Annotated in this window: 12 protein-coding genes; 8 read left to right on the top strand and 4 right to left on the bottom strand. The window is 72.1% G+C overall.

Going from position 1 to position 16,023, the window contains the following annotated elements; translation table 11 throughout:
* Position 1: 1 nt before the first annotated feature.
* From pstA to ACFP3V_RS20885, 6 genes are read left to right on the top strand one after another with little or no spacing between them, the layout of a single operon-like run.
* Entirely contained in the window at positions 2 to 1,327 is a 1,326-nt protein-coding gene (gene pstA, locus ACFP3V_RS20910) for a phosphate ABC transporter permease PstA (RefSeq protein WP_380585652.1), read from the top strand.
* Positions 1,327 to 3,042: a phosphate ABC transporter substrate-binding protein PstS gene (locus ACFP3V_RS20905; RefSeq protein WP_380585650.1), complete on the top strand. Its 1,716-nt coding sequence runs from the start codon at positions 1,327 to 1,329 to the stop codon at positions 3,040 to 3,042. The genes pstA and ACFP3V_RS20905 overlap by 1 nt, the downstream gene beginning before the upstream one ends.
* On the top strand, positions 3,039 to 5,666 hold the full coding sequence (locus tag ACFP3V_RS20900; protein WP_380585648.1) for a hypothetical protein: 2,628 nt from the start codon (positions 3,039 to 3,041) through the stop codon (positions 5,664 to 5,666). Before ACFP3V_RS20905 ends, ACFP3V_RS20900 begins: the two co-directional genes overlap by 4 nt.
* A complete protein-coding gene (locus ACFP3V_RS20895) occupies positions 5,663 to 6,595 on the top strand; it encodes a sortase (protein ID WP_380585646.1) in 933 nt (310 codons plus the stop codon). The genes ACFP3V_RS20900 and ACFP3V_RS20895 overlap by 4 nt, the downstream gene beginning before the upstream one ends.
* A 22-nt stretch (positions 6,596 to 6,617) precedes the next feature.
* Entirely contained in the window at positions 6,618 to 7,481 is an 864-nt protein-coding gene (locus ACFP3V_RS20890) for a phosphate ABC transporter ATP-binding protein (protein ID WP_380585644.1), read from the top strand.
* A 41-nt stretch (positions 7,482 to 7,522) separates the two neighbouring features.
* Complete coding sequence (locus tag ACFP3V_RS20885) at positions 7,523 to 8,347, top strand: protein phosphatase 2C domain-containing protein (protein WP_380585642.1); 825 nt, start codon at positions 7,523 to 7,525, stop codon at positions 8,345 to 8,347.
* 14 nt (positions 8,348 to 8,361) lie between these two features.
* Here the strand turns inward: ACFP3V_RS20885 and ACFP3V_RS20880 are convergent, their stop codons facing one another.
* The 3 genes from ACFP3V_RS20880 to ACFP3V_RS20870 all read right to left on the bottom strand — a co-directional run bounded on the left by ACFP3V_RS20880 (position 8,362) and on the right by ACFP3V_RS20870 (position 10,392).
* A complete protein-coding gene (locus ACFP3V_RS20880) occupies positions 8,362 to 8,814 on the bottom strand; it encodes a hypothetical protein (protein ID WP_380585640.1) in 453 nt (150 codons plus the stop codon).
* Positions 8,815 to 8,922: 108 nt separating this feature from the next.
* Positions 8,923 to 9,882 (bottom strand): pirin family protein, encoded by a 960-nt coding sequence (locus ACFP3V_RS20875; protein ID WP_380585639.1) that lies wholly within the window; start codon positions 9,880 to 9,882, stop codon positions 8,923 to 8,925.
* Positions 9,883 to 9,981: 99 nt separating this feature from the next.
* The gene (locus ACFP3V_RS20870) at positions 9,982 to 10,392 is read right to left on the bottom strand and encodes an SseB family protein (RefSeq protein ID WP_380585638.1); all 411 of its coding nucleotides are present in this window, start codon (positions 10,390 to 10,392) and stop codon (positions 9,982 to 9,984) included.
* Positions 10,393 to 10,551: 159 nt separating this feature from the next.
* Between ACFP3V_RS20870 and ACFP3V_RS20865 the strand changes: the two genes are divergently transcribed.
* Both ACFP3V_RS20865 and ACFP3V_RS20860 read left to right on the top strand, forming a co-directional pair.
* Positions 10,552 to 12,381: an acyl-CoA dehydrogenase gene (locus ACFP3V_RS20865; RefSeq protein WP_380585636.1), complete on the top strand. Its 1,830-nt coding sequence runs from the start codon at positions 10,552 to 10,554 to the stop codon at positions 12,379 to 12,381.
* Positions 12,382 to 12,564: 183 nt separating this feature from the next.
* Positions 12,565 to 13,860, top strand: coding sequence for a M18 family aminopeptidase (locus tag ACFP3V_RS20860; protein ID WP_380585634.1), 1,296 nt, complete (start codon positions 12,565 to 12,567; stop codon positions 13,858 to 13,860).
* Positions 13,861 to 14,045: 185 nt separating this feature from the next.
* Here the strand turns inward: ACFP3V_RS20860 and ACFP3V_RS20855 are convergent, their stop codons facing one another.
* Complete coding sequence (locus tag ACFP3V_RS20855; RefSeq protein ID WP_380585632.1) at positions 14,046 to 15,872, bottom strand: NHL domain-containing thioredoxin family protein; 1,827 nt, start codon at positions 15,870 to 15,872, stop codon at positions 14,046 to 14,048.
* Between the last annotated feature and the right edge of the window lie 151 nt (positions 15,873 to 16,023).

The following is a 16,023-nucleotide window of genomic DNA, read 5'->3' as shown; positions in this document are numbered from 1 at the left end:
CATGACCGTTCTGCTGGACAAGGCGGTGGACGCGGAGGACGAGCGGCCGCGGACCACCGTGGTCCCGCGTCCGGAGGACCCGGCCGACGCGGAGGAACCCCAGGAGCGTCGCCGGCTCGGCGGCGCGCGCCGCGAGGACCGGCTCGCGCTGGCCGGTGCGGCCGCCGCCGGGCTGAGCACCGCCGCGCTGCTCTTCGGTGAACTCGCCCCGTTCACCGGCGCGATCGGCTTCGTCGTGGTCGCCTACGCGGTCTTCCTGGCCGTGTACGCGCTGCTGGTCTCCCTCGAGGAGACCGGCCCGGCGGTCCGGGACCGACTGGTCACCGTGGTGCTCGGCTCGGCGGCCGTGCTGCTCTTCGGCGCGCTGGTGCTCGTCATCGGCTTCACCGTGGTCAAGGGCTGGCACGCGCTGCCGCACCTCAACTTCTTCAGCCAGGACATGCAGAACGCGGGCCCGCTGGACCCGTTGACGGTCGGGGGCATCAAGCACGCGGTCGTCGGCACCCTGGTGCAGATCGCGATCGCCCTGGCGGTCACCATCCCGCTCGGCATCTGCTGCGCCGTCTACCTCGGCCAGGTGCGCGGCCGCTTCTCGCGTTTCGTGCGGACCATCGTCGAGGCGATGACCGCGCTGCCCTCCATCGTCGCGGGCCTGTTCGTCTACGCCACCTGGATCCTCATCCTGCACTTCGAGAAGTCCGGCCTGGCGGCGGGGCTGGCGATCAGCGTGATGATGCTCCCGATCGTCATCCGCGCCTCCGACGTGGTGCTGCGCCTGGTGCCGGGCAACCTCACCGAGGCCGCCGAGGCGCTCGGCGCGCCGCGCTGGCGCACGGTGTGGCACGTCATCCTGCCGACCTCCCGCTCGGGTCTGGCCACCGCCGTCATCCTGGGCACCGCGCGCGGCATCGGCGAGACCTCGCCGGTGCTGCTCACGGCCGGCGCCACCGCCGCGCTGAACGCCGATCCGACCAGCGGACCGATGATGTCGCTGCCGCTGGCGGTGTTCACCTTCGTCAAATCGCCGGAACCGGCGATGGTCTCCCGCGCCTTCGGCACCGCCGTCGTGCTGATGGCCCTGGTCCTGGTGCTGTTCGCCACCGCGCGCGCCCTCGGGGGCCGCGGTGCCGGCCAGTTGAGCGCCCGTCAGCTCCGCCGGGCCGCGCGCGCCTCCCGCCGGGACGCGGAGCGGTTCACCCGCGCCCACCGGGACTCCGACGTGGCCGCCGACCCGGCCACCCCTCGGGCCACCGGGGAACCCGCACCGACCGCCGCCGAGCCGGCGACCCGTACCGAGCCCGATCCGACCACCGCAGAGGCCAACTGATGTTCCGTCGCATCCTGGGCGTCCTGCTCCCGGCATTGCTGCTGGGAGGGTTCGCCGTCGCCCCCGCCTCCGCGTCGGGCGGATACACACCGGTCTCCGGAGCCGGCTCCACCTGGGCGTACAACGCGGTGGACCAGTGGCGCCGGGACGTCAAGCAGTACGGCATGCAGGTCAACTACTCCGGCACCGGCTCGTCCGACGGACGGCACCAGTTCCTCAACGGGACGCAGGACTTCGCCGTCTCGGACATCCCGTTCCAGACCAACCCGACCGACGGCTCCGCCCCGGAGAAGCCCACCGCCGGCACCTACGCCTACATGCCGATCGTGGCCGGCGGTACCGCCTTCATGTACCACCTGACCATCGGCGGACGGCAGGTCACCGACCTCCGCCTGTCCGGGACCGCGCTGACCAAGGTGTTCACCGGTGCGGCCGCCTACTGGGACGACCCGGCGATCAAGGCGGACAACCCCGGTCTGCAACTGCCGCACGAGAAGGTCGTACCGGTGGTCCGCTCCGACGGCTCCGGCTCCAGCGCACAGTTCACGCTGTGGATGGCCAAGCAGCAGACTGCGCTGTGGCAGGCGTACTGCGCCAAGGTCGGCCGGGCCAACGCCTGCGGGGAGACCTCCTACTACCCCACCTCCACCGGGATGATCGCCCAGTCCGGCGACCTGGGCGTCGCCGGCTACATCTCGCAGAGCTACGGCGAGGGCGCGATCGGCTACGTCAACTACTCCTACGCGCTCAACGCGCACTACCCGGTCGCCAAGATCCTCAATCGGGCCGGCTACTACACCGAGCCCACCCCGGACAACGTGGCGGTGTCGCTGCTCAAGGCGCAGATCAACAACGACCGGAGCTCGGCCGACTACCTCACCCAGCAGCTCGACGGCGTGTACAGCGACGGGGACCCGCGGACGTACATCCTGTCCAGCTACTCCTACATGATCCTGCCGCTGGCGGTTCAGGGGACCTTCACCACCGCGAAGGGCCGGACGCTGGGCGCCTTCTCCTACTACTTCCTGTGCCAGGGGCAGCAGGAGGCGCCGAACCTCGGGTACTCGCCGCTGCCGATCAACCTGGTCCAGGCGGGCTTCGAGCAGATCCGCAAGATCCCGGGCGTGGTGGCCCAGAACATCAACATCCAGGGCTGCAACAACCCGACCTTCTCCGCCAGCGGCGTCAACAAGCTGGCCACCGATGCCCCGCAGCCGGCCGCCTGCGACAAGCAGGGGTCCACCCAGTGCACCACTCCGACCGGAGGCGCTCCCGGCGCCCGGAGCGGTTCCGGCGGCAGCGGCACCGGCGGCGGCTCCGCCTCCTCCGGCGGCAGCGGCACCGGCGGCAGCGGCACCGCGGGAGGTGCGACCGCCGGCGCCGGCAGCGCGGGCGGGTCCGGCTCCACCGGGACCGGCGGCACCGCGGGGACCTCGGGCGGGGCCGGCGGTTCGGCCACCGGCGCCGCCGGCACGACCGTCGGCACCGGCAAGGTGGATCCCGACACCGGCCAGCAGGTCAGCGCCAACTCCGGTGCCAGCGGCGGCGGAACACCGGTCCTGGCCTCGCCCGTGGCGGTGGACGCCCCGGGCGGCTGGACCGGTACGCAGACGCTGATGCTGCTCGCGGCCGTCACCCTGCTCGCCCTGATCCTGGCCCCGGCGCTGACCGCCCGGCTGGTGGGCGCCAAGTCCGATGAGGAGAAGGACAAGTGACCGCCCGTCGCCCCGGCGCCCTGCGCCGGATCGCCACCCGGATGGCCGTCGGCGCGCTGGCCGGAGCCCTGGCGAGCACCGCGCTGGTGGCCGTCTCGGCCCCCGGCGCCGCCGCCGCGTCCCCGGGCGCCACGGACTCCGCCGTCACGGTCTCCGGACGCGGCGAGTTCGCTTCCATGAAGTTCACGGTGAGTCAGACCAGGTCGCTCACCGACCAGGCCATCACCGTGAGTTGGACCGGAGGCGTGGGCACCGGCTTCGCCGGGACCGCCTTCGACACCGACTTCGTCCAGATCATGCAGTGCTGGGGGGACGACGACGGGACCGTCAAGGAGAACCCCGGGCCGCCGCGCACCCAGTGCGAGTTCGGCGCCTCGCCGACCACCAACCGGGGCACCTGGCCGGGCAACGGCCACGACGACACCCGCCAGGTCACCTACAGCGCCGCACCGTCCCACTACGGCCAGGACGACACCTACGGCGCGGGCATGATGTTCGGCGGCGAGGTGCCGTTCCGGTCCGTGGACGGCGAGGTCATCTCCAGCAACACCCAGAACAACAAGCTCTACAACTACAACACCACCAACGAGGTGGACTTCGCCCGGACCAGCCCCGACGGCACCGGGACGCAGATCTTCGAGACCCAGACCGTCAACGAGGCGCCGCAGCTCGGCTGCGGCGCCCCGATCAGGAAGGGCGGCACGGTCACCGGCCGCTCCTGCTGGCTGGTCATCGTCCCGCAGGGGCACCTGGACCTGGACGGCAAGCCGTACCAGGACCAGACCCTGGTCAACGCCGGATCGCCGGTCTCCTCCACCAACTGGAAGAACCGCGTCGCGGTGAAGCTGGACTTCAAGCCGGTGCAGACCTCCTGTGCCATCGGCGCGAAGGAGCAGGCGACCACCGGCAGCGAGCTGGTCGCCGAAGCGATCACGAGCTGGCAGGCGAAGCTGTGCAACACCGGCACCGTCTACTCCTACACGCAGCTCGGTGACGCGGACGCCCGCGGCCAGCTCGGCAACGGCCAGGCCGAACTGGCCTTCACCAGCCGGGCGCTGGGGGCGGACGAAGGAACCGCCGCACCCGCCGACAGCGTGGTGTACGCGCCGGTGGCGCTCTCCGGCGTGGTCATCGGCTTCAACATCGAGCGCCAGCCGAGCACCGGTGCCTCCCCGGAGGAGAAGGCGAGGGCGGGGACGCTGGTGCAGCAGCTGAAGCTGACGCCGCGTCTGGTCGCCAAGCTGCTCACCGAGTCGTACCGCAACTCGCCCTGGGGCGCGGTCAGTGGCGGCACCGTCGCGCCCGGGTACTCCTGGGCGCAGCACAATCCCGCCGGCCTGGTCACCGACCCCGACTTCCTGGCGCTGAACCCCGAGTTCCGGCAGATGGCGATCGCGGAGAACCCGAGCACCGACACCGACCTGATGACGGCGCTCGGCCACGCGGACGCCGCCCGAGCGCTGTGGGCCTATGTCCAGTCGGACGCCGCGGCCCGGCGCTTCCTCGCCGGCATCCCCGACGAGTGGGGCATGCGGGTCAACCCGTACTACGCGACGAACGCCGACGTGAACCCGACCCACACCGCGTTCACCACGGACCGCGACGACTACCCGAAGAACGACCCGTGGTCCAGGGGCGCGCCGGGCGTCCAGGGCACGGCGTCCAACCAGTCGATGACCGACTTCCACCCCTACGTGGACGACATGCACGCGGGAGCGCTGCACGCCCGCCGCGGCGACCAGCTGTGGAAGTCCACCTGGGACGCGCTCGCCGTTCCGCCCGCGTGGACCTCACCGGGCCCGCAGATCGTCGGCAGCCGCTTCCAGATCGTCGTCACCGACGCCGCCTCCGCCGCCCGCTACGGCCTCCAGACCGCCCAACTGCTGAATGCGGCAGGCAGGTTCGTCGCCCCCAGCACGACCTCGCTGACCGCCGCGGCGACCCATGCGAGCACCGACCACGGCCTGCAGCAGACCACCCCCGACACCACGGCCGCCGCTGCCTACCCGGGCGCGATGCTGGTCTACGCGGCGGTCCGCCCGGCCCGGCTCAAGCCGGCGGAACGTGCCAGCTACGCGGCGCTGCTCGCGTACGCGGCGGGCGCGGGCCAGACCCTGGGCGTCGAACTCGGCGACCTGCCGCTCGGCTACGCACCGCTGCCCTCCTCGCTCAAGGCCGTTGCCGTCGCCGCCGCGCGGAAGCTGTCCGCCTTCGCCGGTCGCGCCACCCCGGCCGCCGGTTCGACCTCGGCGGGCGCCACCGGCGGCAGCGGGGGCGGCGGCGCCGGTTCGACCGGCTCGGGCGCCACCGGCTCCACGGGTGCCTCCGGTGGTGCGGCCGGTGCACCTGCGGTCGGGTCGCCCTCGTCCGCCGCCGCGCGGCCCGCGGTCACACCGGACCTGGAGACCACGGCCTCCGGCACCACCCCGGCCGACCCCGCCGTGCCGCTGCGCTGGGCCGTCCCGGCCGGGGCCGGGCTGGGTCTGCTCGCGGCCCTGGTCGCGCCGCTGGCCGGCGGATGGCGGCCCCGGCCGCGCGCCGCCCCGGCCGCGATCCGTTCCCTGCCCGCGCGCAGGGTGCCGCGCCGGCTCCCGAGCCGGTTCCCGCGCTGGAGGAAGCGATGACCGCCACCCTCACCCCGCCCACCGCCCCCACCGCGGCGGCGCCGAAGCGGCCGCCGACGGCCGTCCGGGCGAAGCCGCTCAGGGCCCGGGCACCGTACCTGCTCCGCGGCGCCCTGCTGGCCCTCTCGGTCCTGCTGCTCGGCATCGCGGCCCAGTTGGTGCTGCTGAGTCCGCTGCAGCACCGCGCGGCGCAGGCCACCGGCTTCGACGACCTGCGCGCCGCGCTGGCCCTGGGCACCGCTCCGGTCCAGCAGGAGACCGCGGACGGCAAGCTGATCGCCCCCGGGACGCCGCTGCTGGTGCTGGACATTCCGCGGCTGAAGGTGCACCAGGTCGTCTTCGAGGGCACGTCGTCCGATGTCCTCGCCCAGGGCCCGGGCCACCGCAGGGACACCCTGCTGCCGGGCCAGTCCGGCGTCAGCGTGATCATGGGGCGGGCTGCCGCCTACGGAGGCCCCTTCGGCGGGCTGGACCGGCTGCGGCCCGGCGACACCCTGAAAGTGACGACGGGTCAGGGCGTCTTCCGCTACACCGTCCGCGACTCCCGCCGCGCCGGACAGCCCGCACCGCCCCTGCCCGCCGTCGGCCAGGGCCGCCTGGTGCTGGTCACCGCCAGTGGGCCCGCCTTCCTGCCGGAGCACGTGCTGCGGGTCGACGCCGACCTGGCCGGCAAGCCGGCCGACACCCCGCCCGCGTTCATCGCCGCCGACTCCATCCCGGCGGAGGAGCAGCCGATGGCGGGCGGCGCTCCGCACTGGTTCGCGCTGGTGCTGTGGCTGCAGGCGCTGGCCCTGGCCTCCGTGGCCGCGGTCTGGTGCTGGTTCCGCTGGGGCCACCACCAGACCTGGATCGTGTTCACCCCGCTGGTCGGCGTCGTCGGCCTGCAGGTCGCCGAGCAGGTCACCCGCCTGCTCCCGAATCTGCTCTGAACTGCCGAGGAGGCACCGCACCATGACGTCGGAACTCACCACCGCGCTGCCCGCCGACCCGGCGGAACTCCCCACCGCCCAGCTGCCCGCGGTCCCGGGCGCGGGCCCGCGCCCCGCCGAGCTGGACGCCCGCGAGGTCTCCGCCTGGTTCGGCACCCACAAGGTGCTCGACCGGGTCTCGCTGACCATGCCCGCGGGACGGGTGACCGCCCTGATCGGCCCGTCCGGCTGCGGCAAGTCCACCTTCCTGCGGACGCTGAACCGGATGCACGAGATGGTTCCCGGCGCTGCCCTGGCCGGCCAGGTCCTTTTCGACGGAGAGGACGTCTACGCCCCGCAACGGCGCATCACCGAGGCCCGGCGGGACATCGGGATGGTCTTCCAGAAGCCCAACCCCTTTCCGGCGATGAGCATTTACGACAACGTGCTGGCCGGGCTCAAGCTGACCGGGACGCGGGCGCCGCGCTCCACCAAGGACGCGCTCGTCGAGGAGTGCCTGACCCGGGCGGGCCTGTGGACGGAGGTCCGCGACCGGCTGCGCTCGCCCGGCGGCGCGCTCTCCGGCGGCCAGCAGCAGCGGCTGTGCATCGCCCGCTCGCTGGCCGTGCGTCCGCGGGTGCTGCTGATGGACGAGCCCTGCTCGGCCCTGGACCCGACCTCCACCCGGCGGGTGGAGGAGACCATCCAGAGCCTGGCCGACCAGGTGACCATCGTCATCGTCACCCACAACATGCAGCAGGCGGCGCGGGTGTCGGACCGGTGCGCCTTCTTCCTCGCGGAGGCCGGCCGGCCCGGCGGCATCGTCGAACACGGCCCCACGGACGCGATGTTCCACAGCCCCCAGGACTCCCGCACCGAGGATTACGTCAACGGCCGCTTCGGCTGAGACCCTGGTACGCGGAGCTGACCTGCCGTCACAATGGGTACATGCTGGTCGAGTTCGCCGCCGAGACGGCACGCGCCGGCCGGGTGAGCGAGGACTTCGTCGCGGCCGCGCCGGAGGCGTTCGTGCTGCTGGACGGGGCGAGTTCACCCGCGGGCATGGAGAGCGGTTGCCAGCACGGCACCGCCTGGTACGCGCGGCGGCTGGGCGTCCACCTGCTCGCGCGGCTCGTGGACCGGCCGGACCGGACCATGGCCCAGTGCCTGTCGGACGCCATCGCGGAGACCGCGTCCCTGCACGGGGCGCGCTGCGACCTGGCGCACCCCAACACCCCTGCCGCCATGGTGGTCGCCGCCCGGGTGCACGGCAGTGCGCTGCAGTACCTGGTGCTGGGCGATTCGCTCCTGGTGCTGGACCGGGGCGCCGGGGCCTGCACGGTCGTCGGGGACAACCAGCCCTTCCCCGCCGGGGAGCGGCTGCGGCGCCAGGTGTACGGCGCCGCACCGGGCACGCCGGAGCGGGCCGCGCTGCACATGCAGTACGCCCTCGCGGTGCGCGCAGCCCGCAACACCGAGCACGGGCCGTGGATCGCCGCCGCCCTGCCGCGGGCCGCGGACCGGGCCGAGACCGGGGCCGTCCCGCTCACCGAACTGCGCGCGGCGGCGGCCCTGACCGACGGCGCGAGCCGCTTCGTCGAACGCTTCGACCAGGGCGGCTGGCCGGACGCGCTGCGCCTGCTCGAGCAGCGCGGGCCCCGGGAACTGTTGCGCCGGGTCCGCGAGTTGGAGGCCGCGGACCCGGCGTGCGAGCGCTGGCCCCGGGGCAAGGCCCGCGACGATGCCACGGCCCTCTACGCCCGGGGTTTCTGACGGGGCGTAGCCCGTTACTTGGTCACCCGGAAGTACTGCCAGCCGGAGACGCTGCCCTTGGTGCTCCGGTCGCCGTTGTAGACCACGTGCACCCGGAAGACGTACGGGGCGGCCTTGAAGCCGACGTAGTCGATCGCCCCGTTGCTGCGGGAGTCGAGCTTGACCCAGAACGGGTCGTGCACGGTGGCCTTGACCCAGTGGCCGCGGTAGAACACCTCGGTCACGACGCCGGCCGACTCGCCGTGCTTGTTCGGCGAGACGTGGAAGGTCAGCAGCTTCTTGGAGCCGGCGTGGTAGTTGCGCACCACGTGGCTCGCCCAGCGGGTGCTGGTGTAGTAGCCGCGCAGGGCCTCGGTGGTGTGCGAGCTGTGCTTGGTGGCGGCCTGCGCCGGCGCGGCGCCGACGACGGCCAGGCCGGCGACCGACGCGGCCAGGGCAGCGGCGGCCGCGGCGGAACGGAACTTCATCTGTACTACCCCCAGTTGCGGCCGCGGGCGAGGACACGTCCCCCCGCTCCACCACGGCCGCCTTCTGGGACAGCACTCTATGGGAAGACCCTGACAGCGCTGTGCGATTTACGCGTGCTCCGCCGGGATCTGGCCGAAGCGGCCCGAGTTGAAGTCCTCGATGGCCTGCTGCAGTTCCCGGTGGCTGTTCATCACGAACGGCCCGTAGTGCGCGACCGGCTCGCGGATCGGCTCACCGCCCAGGATCACCACGTCCAGGTTGGGCGAGCGGCTCTCCTGCTTGGCGTCGGCCTGGACGCTGATGCTGTCGCCCTCGCCGAAGACCACCGCCTGGCCCATGTGGAACGGGCGGTTCTCCTCGCCCACCGTGCCGTTGCCGTTGAGCGCGTACACCAGGGCGTTGAAGTCCCGCCGCCAGGGCAGGGTGATCCGCGCGCCGGGGCTGAGGGTGGCGTGGATCATCGTGATCGGCGTGTGCGTGGCCCCCGGCCCCTGGACGCCCGCCAGCTCGCCGGCGATCAGGCGCAGGATCGAGCCGCCGTCCGGCGTGGTCAGCAGCTTGACGTTGCCGCCGTGGATGTCCTGGTACTTGGGGTTGATCATCTTGGCCTTGGCCGGCAGGTTCACCCACAGCTGCAGGCCGTGGAACAGGCCGCCGGAGACGACCAGCTCCTCGGGCGGGGTCTCGATGTGCAGGATGCCGGCCCCCGCCGTCATCCACTGGGTGTCGCCGCCGCCGAGGGAGCCGCCCCCGCCGGTCGAGTCCTGGTGGACGAACTGACCGTCGATCAGGTAGGTCACCGTCTCGAAGCCGCGGTGCGGGTGCCACGGCGTGCCCTTGGGCTCGCCCGGCGCGTACTCCACCTCGCCCATCTGGTCCATCATGATGAACGGGTCCAGGAACTTGGTGTTGATGCGGGCGAAGGCGCGGCGGACCGGGAAGCCCTCGCCCTCGTAGCCCTCGGGCGCGGTGGCCACGGCCAGCACCGGGCGGGGCGTGGTGGTGGTCGGGTCCGGAGTGTCGACCTTCGGCAGGATCAACGGGTTCTCGACGGTCACGGCGGGCATGGCGTCCTCCTCACTGCCTTGACTCCAACCACGGTAGTTGAAGCATCAACTACAAGCAAGTTGATGCTTCAACTAATTCCCGTCGGGACGCGGCCCTGCTCAGCCGTACATGCGGCGCATGGTGAAGTCGACCATCTGTTCCACGGCCTTCGCGTCGAAGACCATGCGGTGCTCGCCCTCCATGTCCAGGGCGAAGCCGTAGCCGGTGGGCAGCAGGTCCAGCACCTCGGCCCCGGTGACGGTGAAGTACTTGGAGTCCTTCCCGGCATACCGGCGCAGCTCCTTGAGCGAGCTGAACATCGGGATGACCGGCTGCGGAGTGTTGTGCAGGGCCAGGAAGCCGGGGCGTTCGCCGCGCGGGCAGTAGATCTTCGACGTGATGAACACCGACTGGAAGTCGTCGATCGTCATCTGCCCGCCGGTGAACCCCCGGATCGCGTCCGCCAGCGAGGGCGGGGCGGCTTCCGGATAGGGATTCTGCGCCGCCTGCTGCTGCTCGTATCCGTACACGGGACCCAGGCTATCGAGACTTCCGCAACACTTGGGCGGTCCGGGGTTGAACGAAGTTACCTGCGGGTAGCATCATGAGGGCTACTGCCCGGTACGCCGCCGCGGCACTGACCGAACGACCGACCGCGACCCGACGCGACGACTGATCCGGAGATGGTGATGGGCCACTACAAGTCCAACCTTCGCGACCTGGAGTTCAACCTCTTCGAGGTCCTCGGCCGCGACGAGGTCTACGGCACCGGGCCGTTCGCGGAGATGGACGTGGAGACGGCGAAGAGCATCCTCGCCGAGATCTCCCGTCTGGCCGAGAACGAGCTGGCCGCCTCCTTCGCCGACGCCGACCGCAACCCGCCGGTGTTCGACCCGGAGACCAACACCGCTCCGATCCCCGAGACCTTCAAGAAGAGCTACCAGGCCTTCATGGACGCCGAGTGGTGGCGCCTGGGCATCCCGGAGGCCATCGGCGGCACGGTCGCCCCGAACTCGCTGATCTGGGCCTACGCCGAGATGGTGCTCGGCGCCAACCCGGCGGTGTGGATGTACTCCTCCGGCCCGGCCTTCGCCGGCGTGCTCCACGAGGAGGGCACCGAGGAGCAGCACAAGATCGCCAAGCTGATGGCCGACAAGCTCTGGGGCTCCACCATGGTGCTCACCGAGCCCGACGCGGGCTCGGACGTCGGCGCCGGCCGCACCAAGGCCGTCCAGCAGGCCGACGGCACCTGGCACATCGAGGGCGTGAAGCGCTTCATCACCTCCGGTGAGCACGACATGGCCGAGAACATCATCCACTTCGTGCTGGCCCGCCCCGAGGGCCACGGCCCGGGCACCAAGGGCCTCTCCCTGTTCATCGTGCCGAAGTACGACTTCGACTGGGAGACCGGCGAGCTGGGCGAGCGCAACGGCGTCTACGCCACCAACGTCGAGCACAAGATGGGCCTCAAGGCCTCCAACACCTGCGAGATGACCTTCGGCGCGAAGCACCCGGCCAAGGGCTGGCTGCTCGGCGAGAAGCACGACGGCATCCGCCAGATGTTCCGCATCATCGAGTTCGCCCGGATGATGGTCGGCACCAAGGCCATCGCCACCCTGTCCACCGGCTACCTGAACGCCCTCGAGTACGCCAAGGAGCGCGTGCAGGGCCCGGACCTGGCCGAGTTCCTGGACAAGGCCGCCCCGCGGGTCACCATCACCCACCACCCCGACGTGCGCCGCTCGCTCATGACCCAGAAGGCCTACGCCGAGGGCATGCGCGCGCTGGTGCTCTACACCGCCACCGTCCAGGACGAGGTGCAGCTGCTCAAGGCCCGCGGCGAGGACGCCTCCGCCGCCGAGCGCCTGAACGACCTGCTGCTGCCGATCGTCAAGGGCTACGGCTCCGAGAAGTCCTACGAGCAGCTGGCCCAGTCGCTGCAGATCTTCGGCGGCTCCGGCTACCTGCAGGAGTACCCGATCGAGCAGTACATCCGGGACGCCAAGATCGACACCCTCTACGAGGGCACCACGGCCATCCAGGGCCAGGACTTCTTCTTCCGGAAGATCGTCAAGGACCAGGGCCAGGCACTGACCGCGCTGTCCGAGCAGATCACCAAGTCCATCGCGGGCGGCCTGGGCGGCGAGGCCCTGGCGGCCGAGCGCGACCTGCTCGCCGCCGCGGCCGGGGACCTGGAGGCCATCGTCGGCGCGATGCTGGCCCAGCTCGGCACGGTCGAGCAGGACACCCGCAACATGTACAAGGTCGGCCAGAACACGACCCGCCTGCTGCTCGCCTCCGGCGACGTCGTCCTCGGCTGGCTGCTGCTGCGTCAGGCGGCCGTCGCCCAGGCCAAGTTGGACGCGGGCGTGACCGGCAAGGACGCCGCCTTCTACACCGGCAAGGTGGCGGCCGCCCGCTTCTTCGCCCGCAACGTGCTGCCGACCGTGCACAGCCAGCGGCTGATCGCCGAGGGCATCGACAACGCGATCATGGACCTTCCGGAGGAGGCGTTCTGATCGCCGCTGTGATGGTCTGACGGCCCGTTTGTGGCCGCTCGGTGAAAGCCCGGCCCCGGGTCCCCCGGGGCCGGGCTTTCGTATGGGTACGTCCCTGTGTGAAACGGACAGCGACAAGATCCGGACACGACAACGGGCCTATCCTCGGTGGCAGGCCCAAACCCTCACTGGCTGGAGCATCCTTTGAGTGCCACCCCGTCGGTCGCCTTCGACCGCAGTCACACCGACGACCTGATCGCCTACCTGCAGGCGAGCCCCTCCCCGTTCCACGCGGTGGCGGCCGCCGCCGAGCGGCTGGAGAAGGCCGGCTTCCGGCAGGTCGAGGAGACGGCGGTCTGGGAGGGCACCCCCGGCGGGCGCTTCCTCGTGCGGGGCGGTGCGCTGGTGGCGTGGTACGTGCCCGAGGGGGCCACGGCGGACACCCCGTTCCGCATCGTCGGAGCGCACACCGACTCGCCGAACCTGCGCGTCAAGCCGATCCCGGACACCGGCAGCGCGGGCTGGCGGCAGGTGGCCGTGGAGATCTACGGCGGCGTCCCGCTCAACACCTGGCTCGACCGCGACCTGGGCCTGTCCGGCCGCCTGGCGTTGCGCGACGGCTCGGTGCGCCTGGTGCAGCTGGACGAACCGCTGCTGCGCGTCCCGCAGTTGGCGATCCACCTGGACCGCCAGGTCAACGAGGGCATGGTGCTCGACAAGCAGCGCCACCTGACCCCGGTGTGGGGGCTGGGCCGGGTGGACGAGGGCTCGCTCATCGCCTACGTCGCGGCGGCCGCCGGTCTGGACGCGGCCGACGTCGCGGGCTGGGACCTGATGGTCCACGACATCCAGCCGCCGTCCTATCTGGGCCGCGACCGCGAACTGCTGGCCGCGCCGCGGCTGGACAACCTCCTCTCGGTGCACGCGGGCACGGCCGCGCTGGCGGCCGCCTCGGCGTCGGCCGGGCCGGCGTCCATCCCGGTGCTGGTCGCCTTCGACCACGAGGAGAACGGCAGCGAGTCCGACACGGGCGCCCAGGGCCCGCTGCTGGGCACGGTGCTGGAGCGCTCGGTGTTCGCCAGGGGCGGCTCCGTCGAGGACCGGGCGCGGGCGCTGGCGGGCACGGTGTGCCTGTCCTCCGACATGGGCCACGCGGTCCACCCGAACTACGTCGAGCGGCACGAGCCCGGCCACCACCCGATGCCCAACGGCGGCCCGATCCTCAAGGTCAACGTCAACAACCGCTACGCCACGAACGGCGTGGGCCGCGCGGTGTTCGCCGCGGCGTGCGAGAAGGCGGGCGTGCCCTGGCAGACCTTCGTCTCGAACAACGCGATGCCCTGCGGAACGACCATCGGCCCCATCACGGCGGCGCGGCTGGGGATCGCGACGGTCGACTGCGGGATCGCTGCGCTCAGCATGCACTCCGCCCGCGAACTCTGCGGTGCCGACGACCCGTTCCTGCTCGCCGCCGCGCTGAAGGCGTTCCTGGAGAGCTAGTCGCACCACCTGCGGGCCTCGAATACCCGCGCGAGCGGCCCACCACCGCGGAGGTTCGACCCTGATTGCAGGTCGGACCCCCTGGGTGGTGGGCCGCTCGCGCTGGGGGCACCTCCCGCCGTTTTTTTGGGTCATCCCCGGCCGAAGGCTGGGGGAGGGTGGGGATCCCCGCGCCCCGAAGGGGGCTACTCGCCGTCCATGCCTGCGAGGACGAGGGGCAGACGTGACGTGCCGTCAGCACGGACCGTGACCGGGACGCCCCAGTCCTGCTGGTGGACGTGGCAGGTGGGGAACTCGATCGCGGGGTCGGCGTCGCAGGACGCGGCCATCGCCGAGACGTGCAGGACGCCTTCCGTCACCTCGGGGTTGAGCTCCAGTTCCCGGGACAGCGCGGTGTCCGCGCCCGCCCCGGAGAGCAGCAGCTCGGGCGGGGTGGAGCTGACCAGCAGTCGGGTCGCCGGGCCGTAGGTCTCGTCGAGCTTCTGGCCCACCGGAGGCGTGAAGACCACGTCCAGGCTCAGGCGCCCCGGGGCGACCTCCGTCGCCGGGCGCTGGGTGCGGTGGGCGGCGGCCTCCACCCGCAGGGCCTGCTCGGGCAGTCGCAGGCGGGTCAGCCGGTGACGGGCCGACTCGACCACGACCAGCTCCTCGCCGTCCAGCACGGCGCCCGAGGGCTCGCGCAAGTCCGTTGCCACCGTTGTGACTTCACCGCTCGCCGGGTCGAAGCGGCGCAGCGCGTGGTTGTAGGTGTCGGCCACCGCCACCGAGCCGTCCGGCAGCGCGGTGACGCCCAACGGGTGCTGGAGCAGCGCCTGTTCGGCGGCGCCGTCCCGGTGGCCGAAGTCGAAGAGGCCGGTCCCGACCGCGGTGCGCACCTGGTGGCTGCCGGGCTCGACCCAGCGCAGCGCGGAGGTCTCGGAGTCGGCGACCCACAGCCGGTCCGCGGTGGCGGCCAGGCCCGAGGGCTGGGCGAACCACGCCTCCCCGGGCGGCCCGTCGACCAGGCCCTCGTTGGTGGTCCCGGCGGCGACGCCGACCATGTCCGTGGCGGGGTCGAAGACCCACAGCTGGTGGGTGCCGGCCATGGCGATCCAGAAGGCGCCGTCGAACCAGGCCACGTCCCAGGGCGAGGACAGGTCCACTTCGCGGGCGGCGCCCTGGGTCGCGGAGTTCTGCCACCACTGGCGACCGGTGCCGGCCAGCGTCGTCACCTCGCCGTCGGCGAGGCGGATGCCGCGCAGGGCGTGGTTGACCGTGTCGGCGACCACCACGTCGTATCCGAGCCCGAGCCCCTGCGGGACCAGGGCGAGGCCTTGCGGCTCGCTGAACCGGGCCTGCGACGGGCCGCCGTCGGCGAAGCCCCGCTCGCCCGTGCCGATCCGGCGGACGACGGACTCGCCGTCGGCCTCGAGCTCGACGACGCTGTGGTGGCCCGAGTCGGCCACCAGCAGGTGGCCGTTGTCGAGCCGGACGGCCTTGCCCGGGAAGCGCAGCGCGCCCGGAGTGGGCTCCGGCGGCACGTACGGCCCGTCGCCGCGCCGCAGCGTGCCCTTGGCCTCGTGCTCCGCCTCCAGCTCGGCCACCAGCGCGGCGATCGCGTGCGCGTGCCCCTCGCCCGCGTGCTGGGCCACGACGTAGCCCTCGGGGTCGATCACCACGAGCGTCGGCCAGGCGCGTACGGCGTACTGCTTCCAGGTGGCCAGCTCCGGGTCGTCCAGCACCGGGTGCTCGACCTCGTAGCGGGCGACGGCGTCCACGACCGCCTGGTGCTCGGCCTCGTGCACGAACTTCGGCGAGTGCACTCCGACGAGCACCGTGGTGTCCCGGTGCTTCTCCTCCAACTCCCGTAGCTCGTCCAGGACATGGAGGCAGTTGATGCAGCAGAAGGTCCAGAAGTCCAGAATCGTGATCTTGCCGCGGAGATCCGCGAGCGTGAGTTCCCTGCCGCCGGTGTTCAACCAGCCGCCCCTGCCGACGAGCTCGGGGGCGCGGACGCGTGCACGTGTAGCCATGGACCAATACAACCTCACGGGACGGGACGGGCATTCCGCCCGGGCCGGGTTGACACCCGGCTCCGGGGGAGGGGAGGCTGCCCGAACGCAGGGGCGGGATTCATACGGATTTCACGTCGTAGATTTCACTCACGGACAGGTTGGTCTGCAT

The organism is Streptacidiphilus monticola (genome assembly GCF_042658505.1).
In the GTDB taxonomy this organism is placed as follows: Bacteria; Actinomycetota; Actinomycetes; order Streptomycetales; family Streptomycetaceae; genus Streptacidiphilus; species Streptacidiphilus monticola.
The sequence above is the reverse complement of the archived record's forward strand: the minus strand, read 5'-3'. Positions and strand labels throughout refer to the sequence as shown.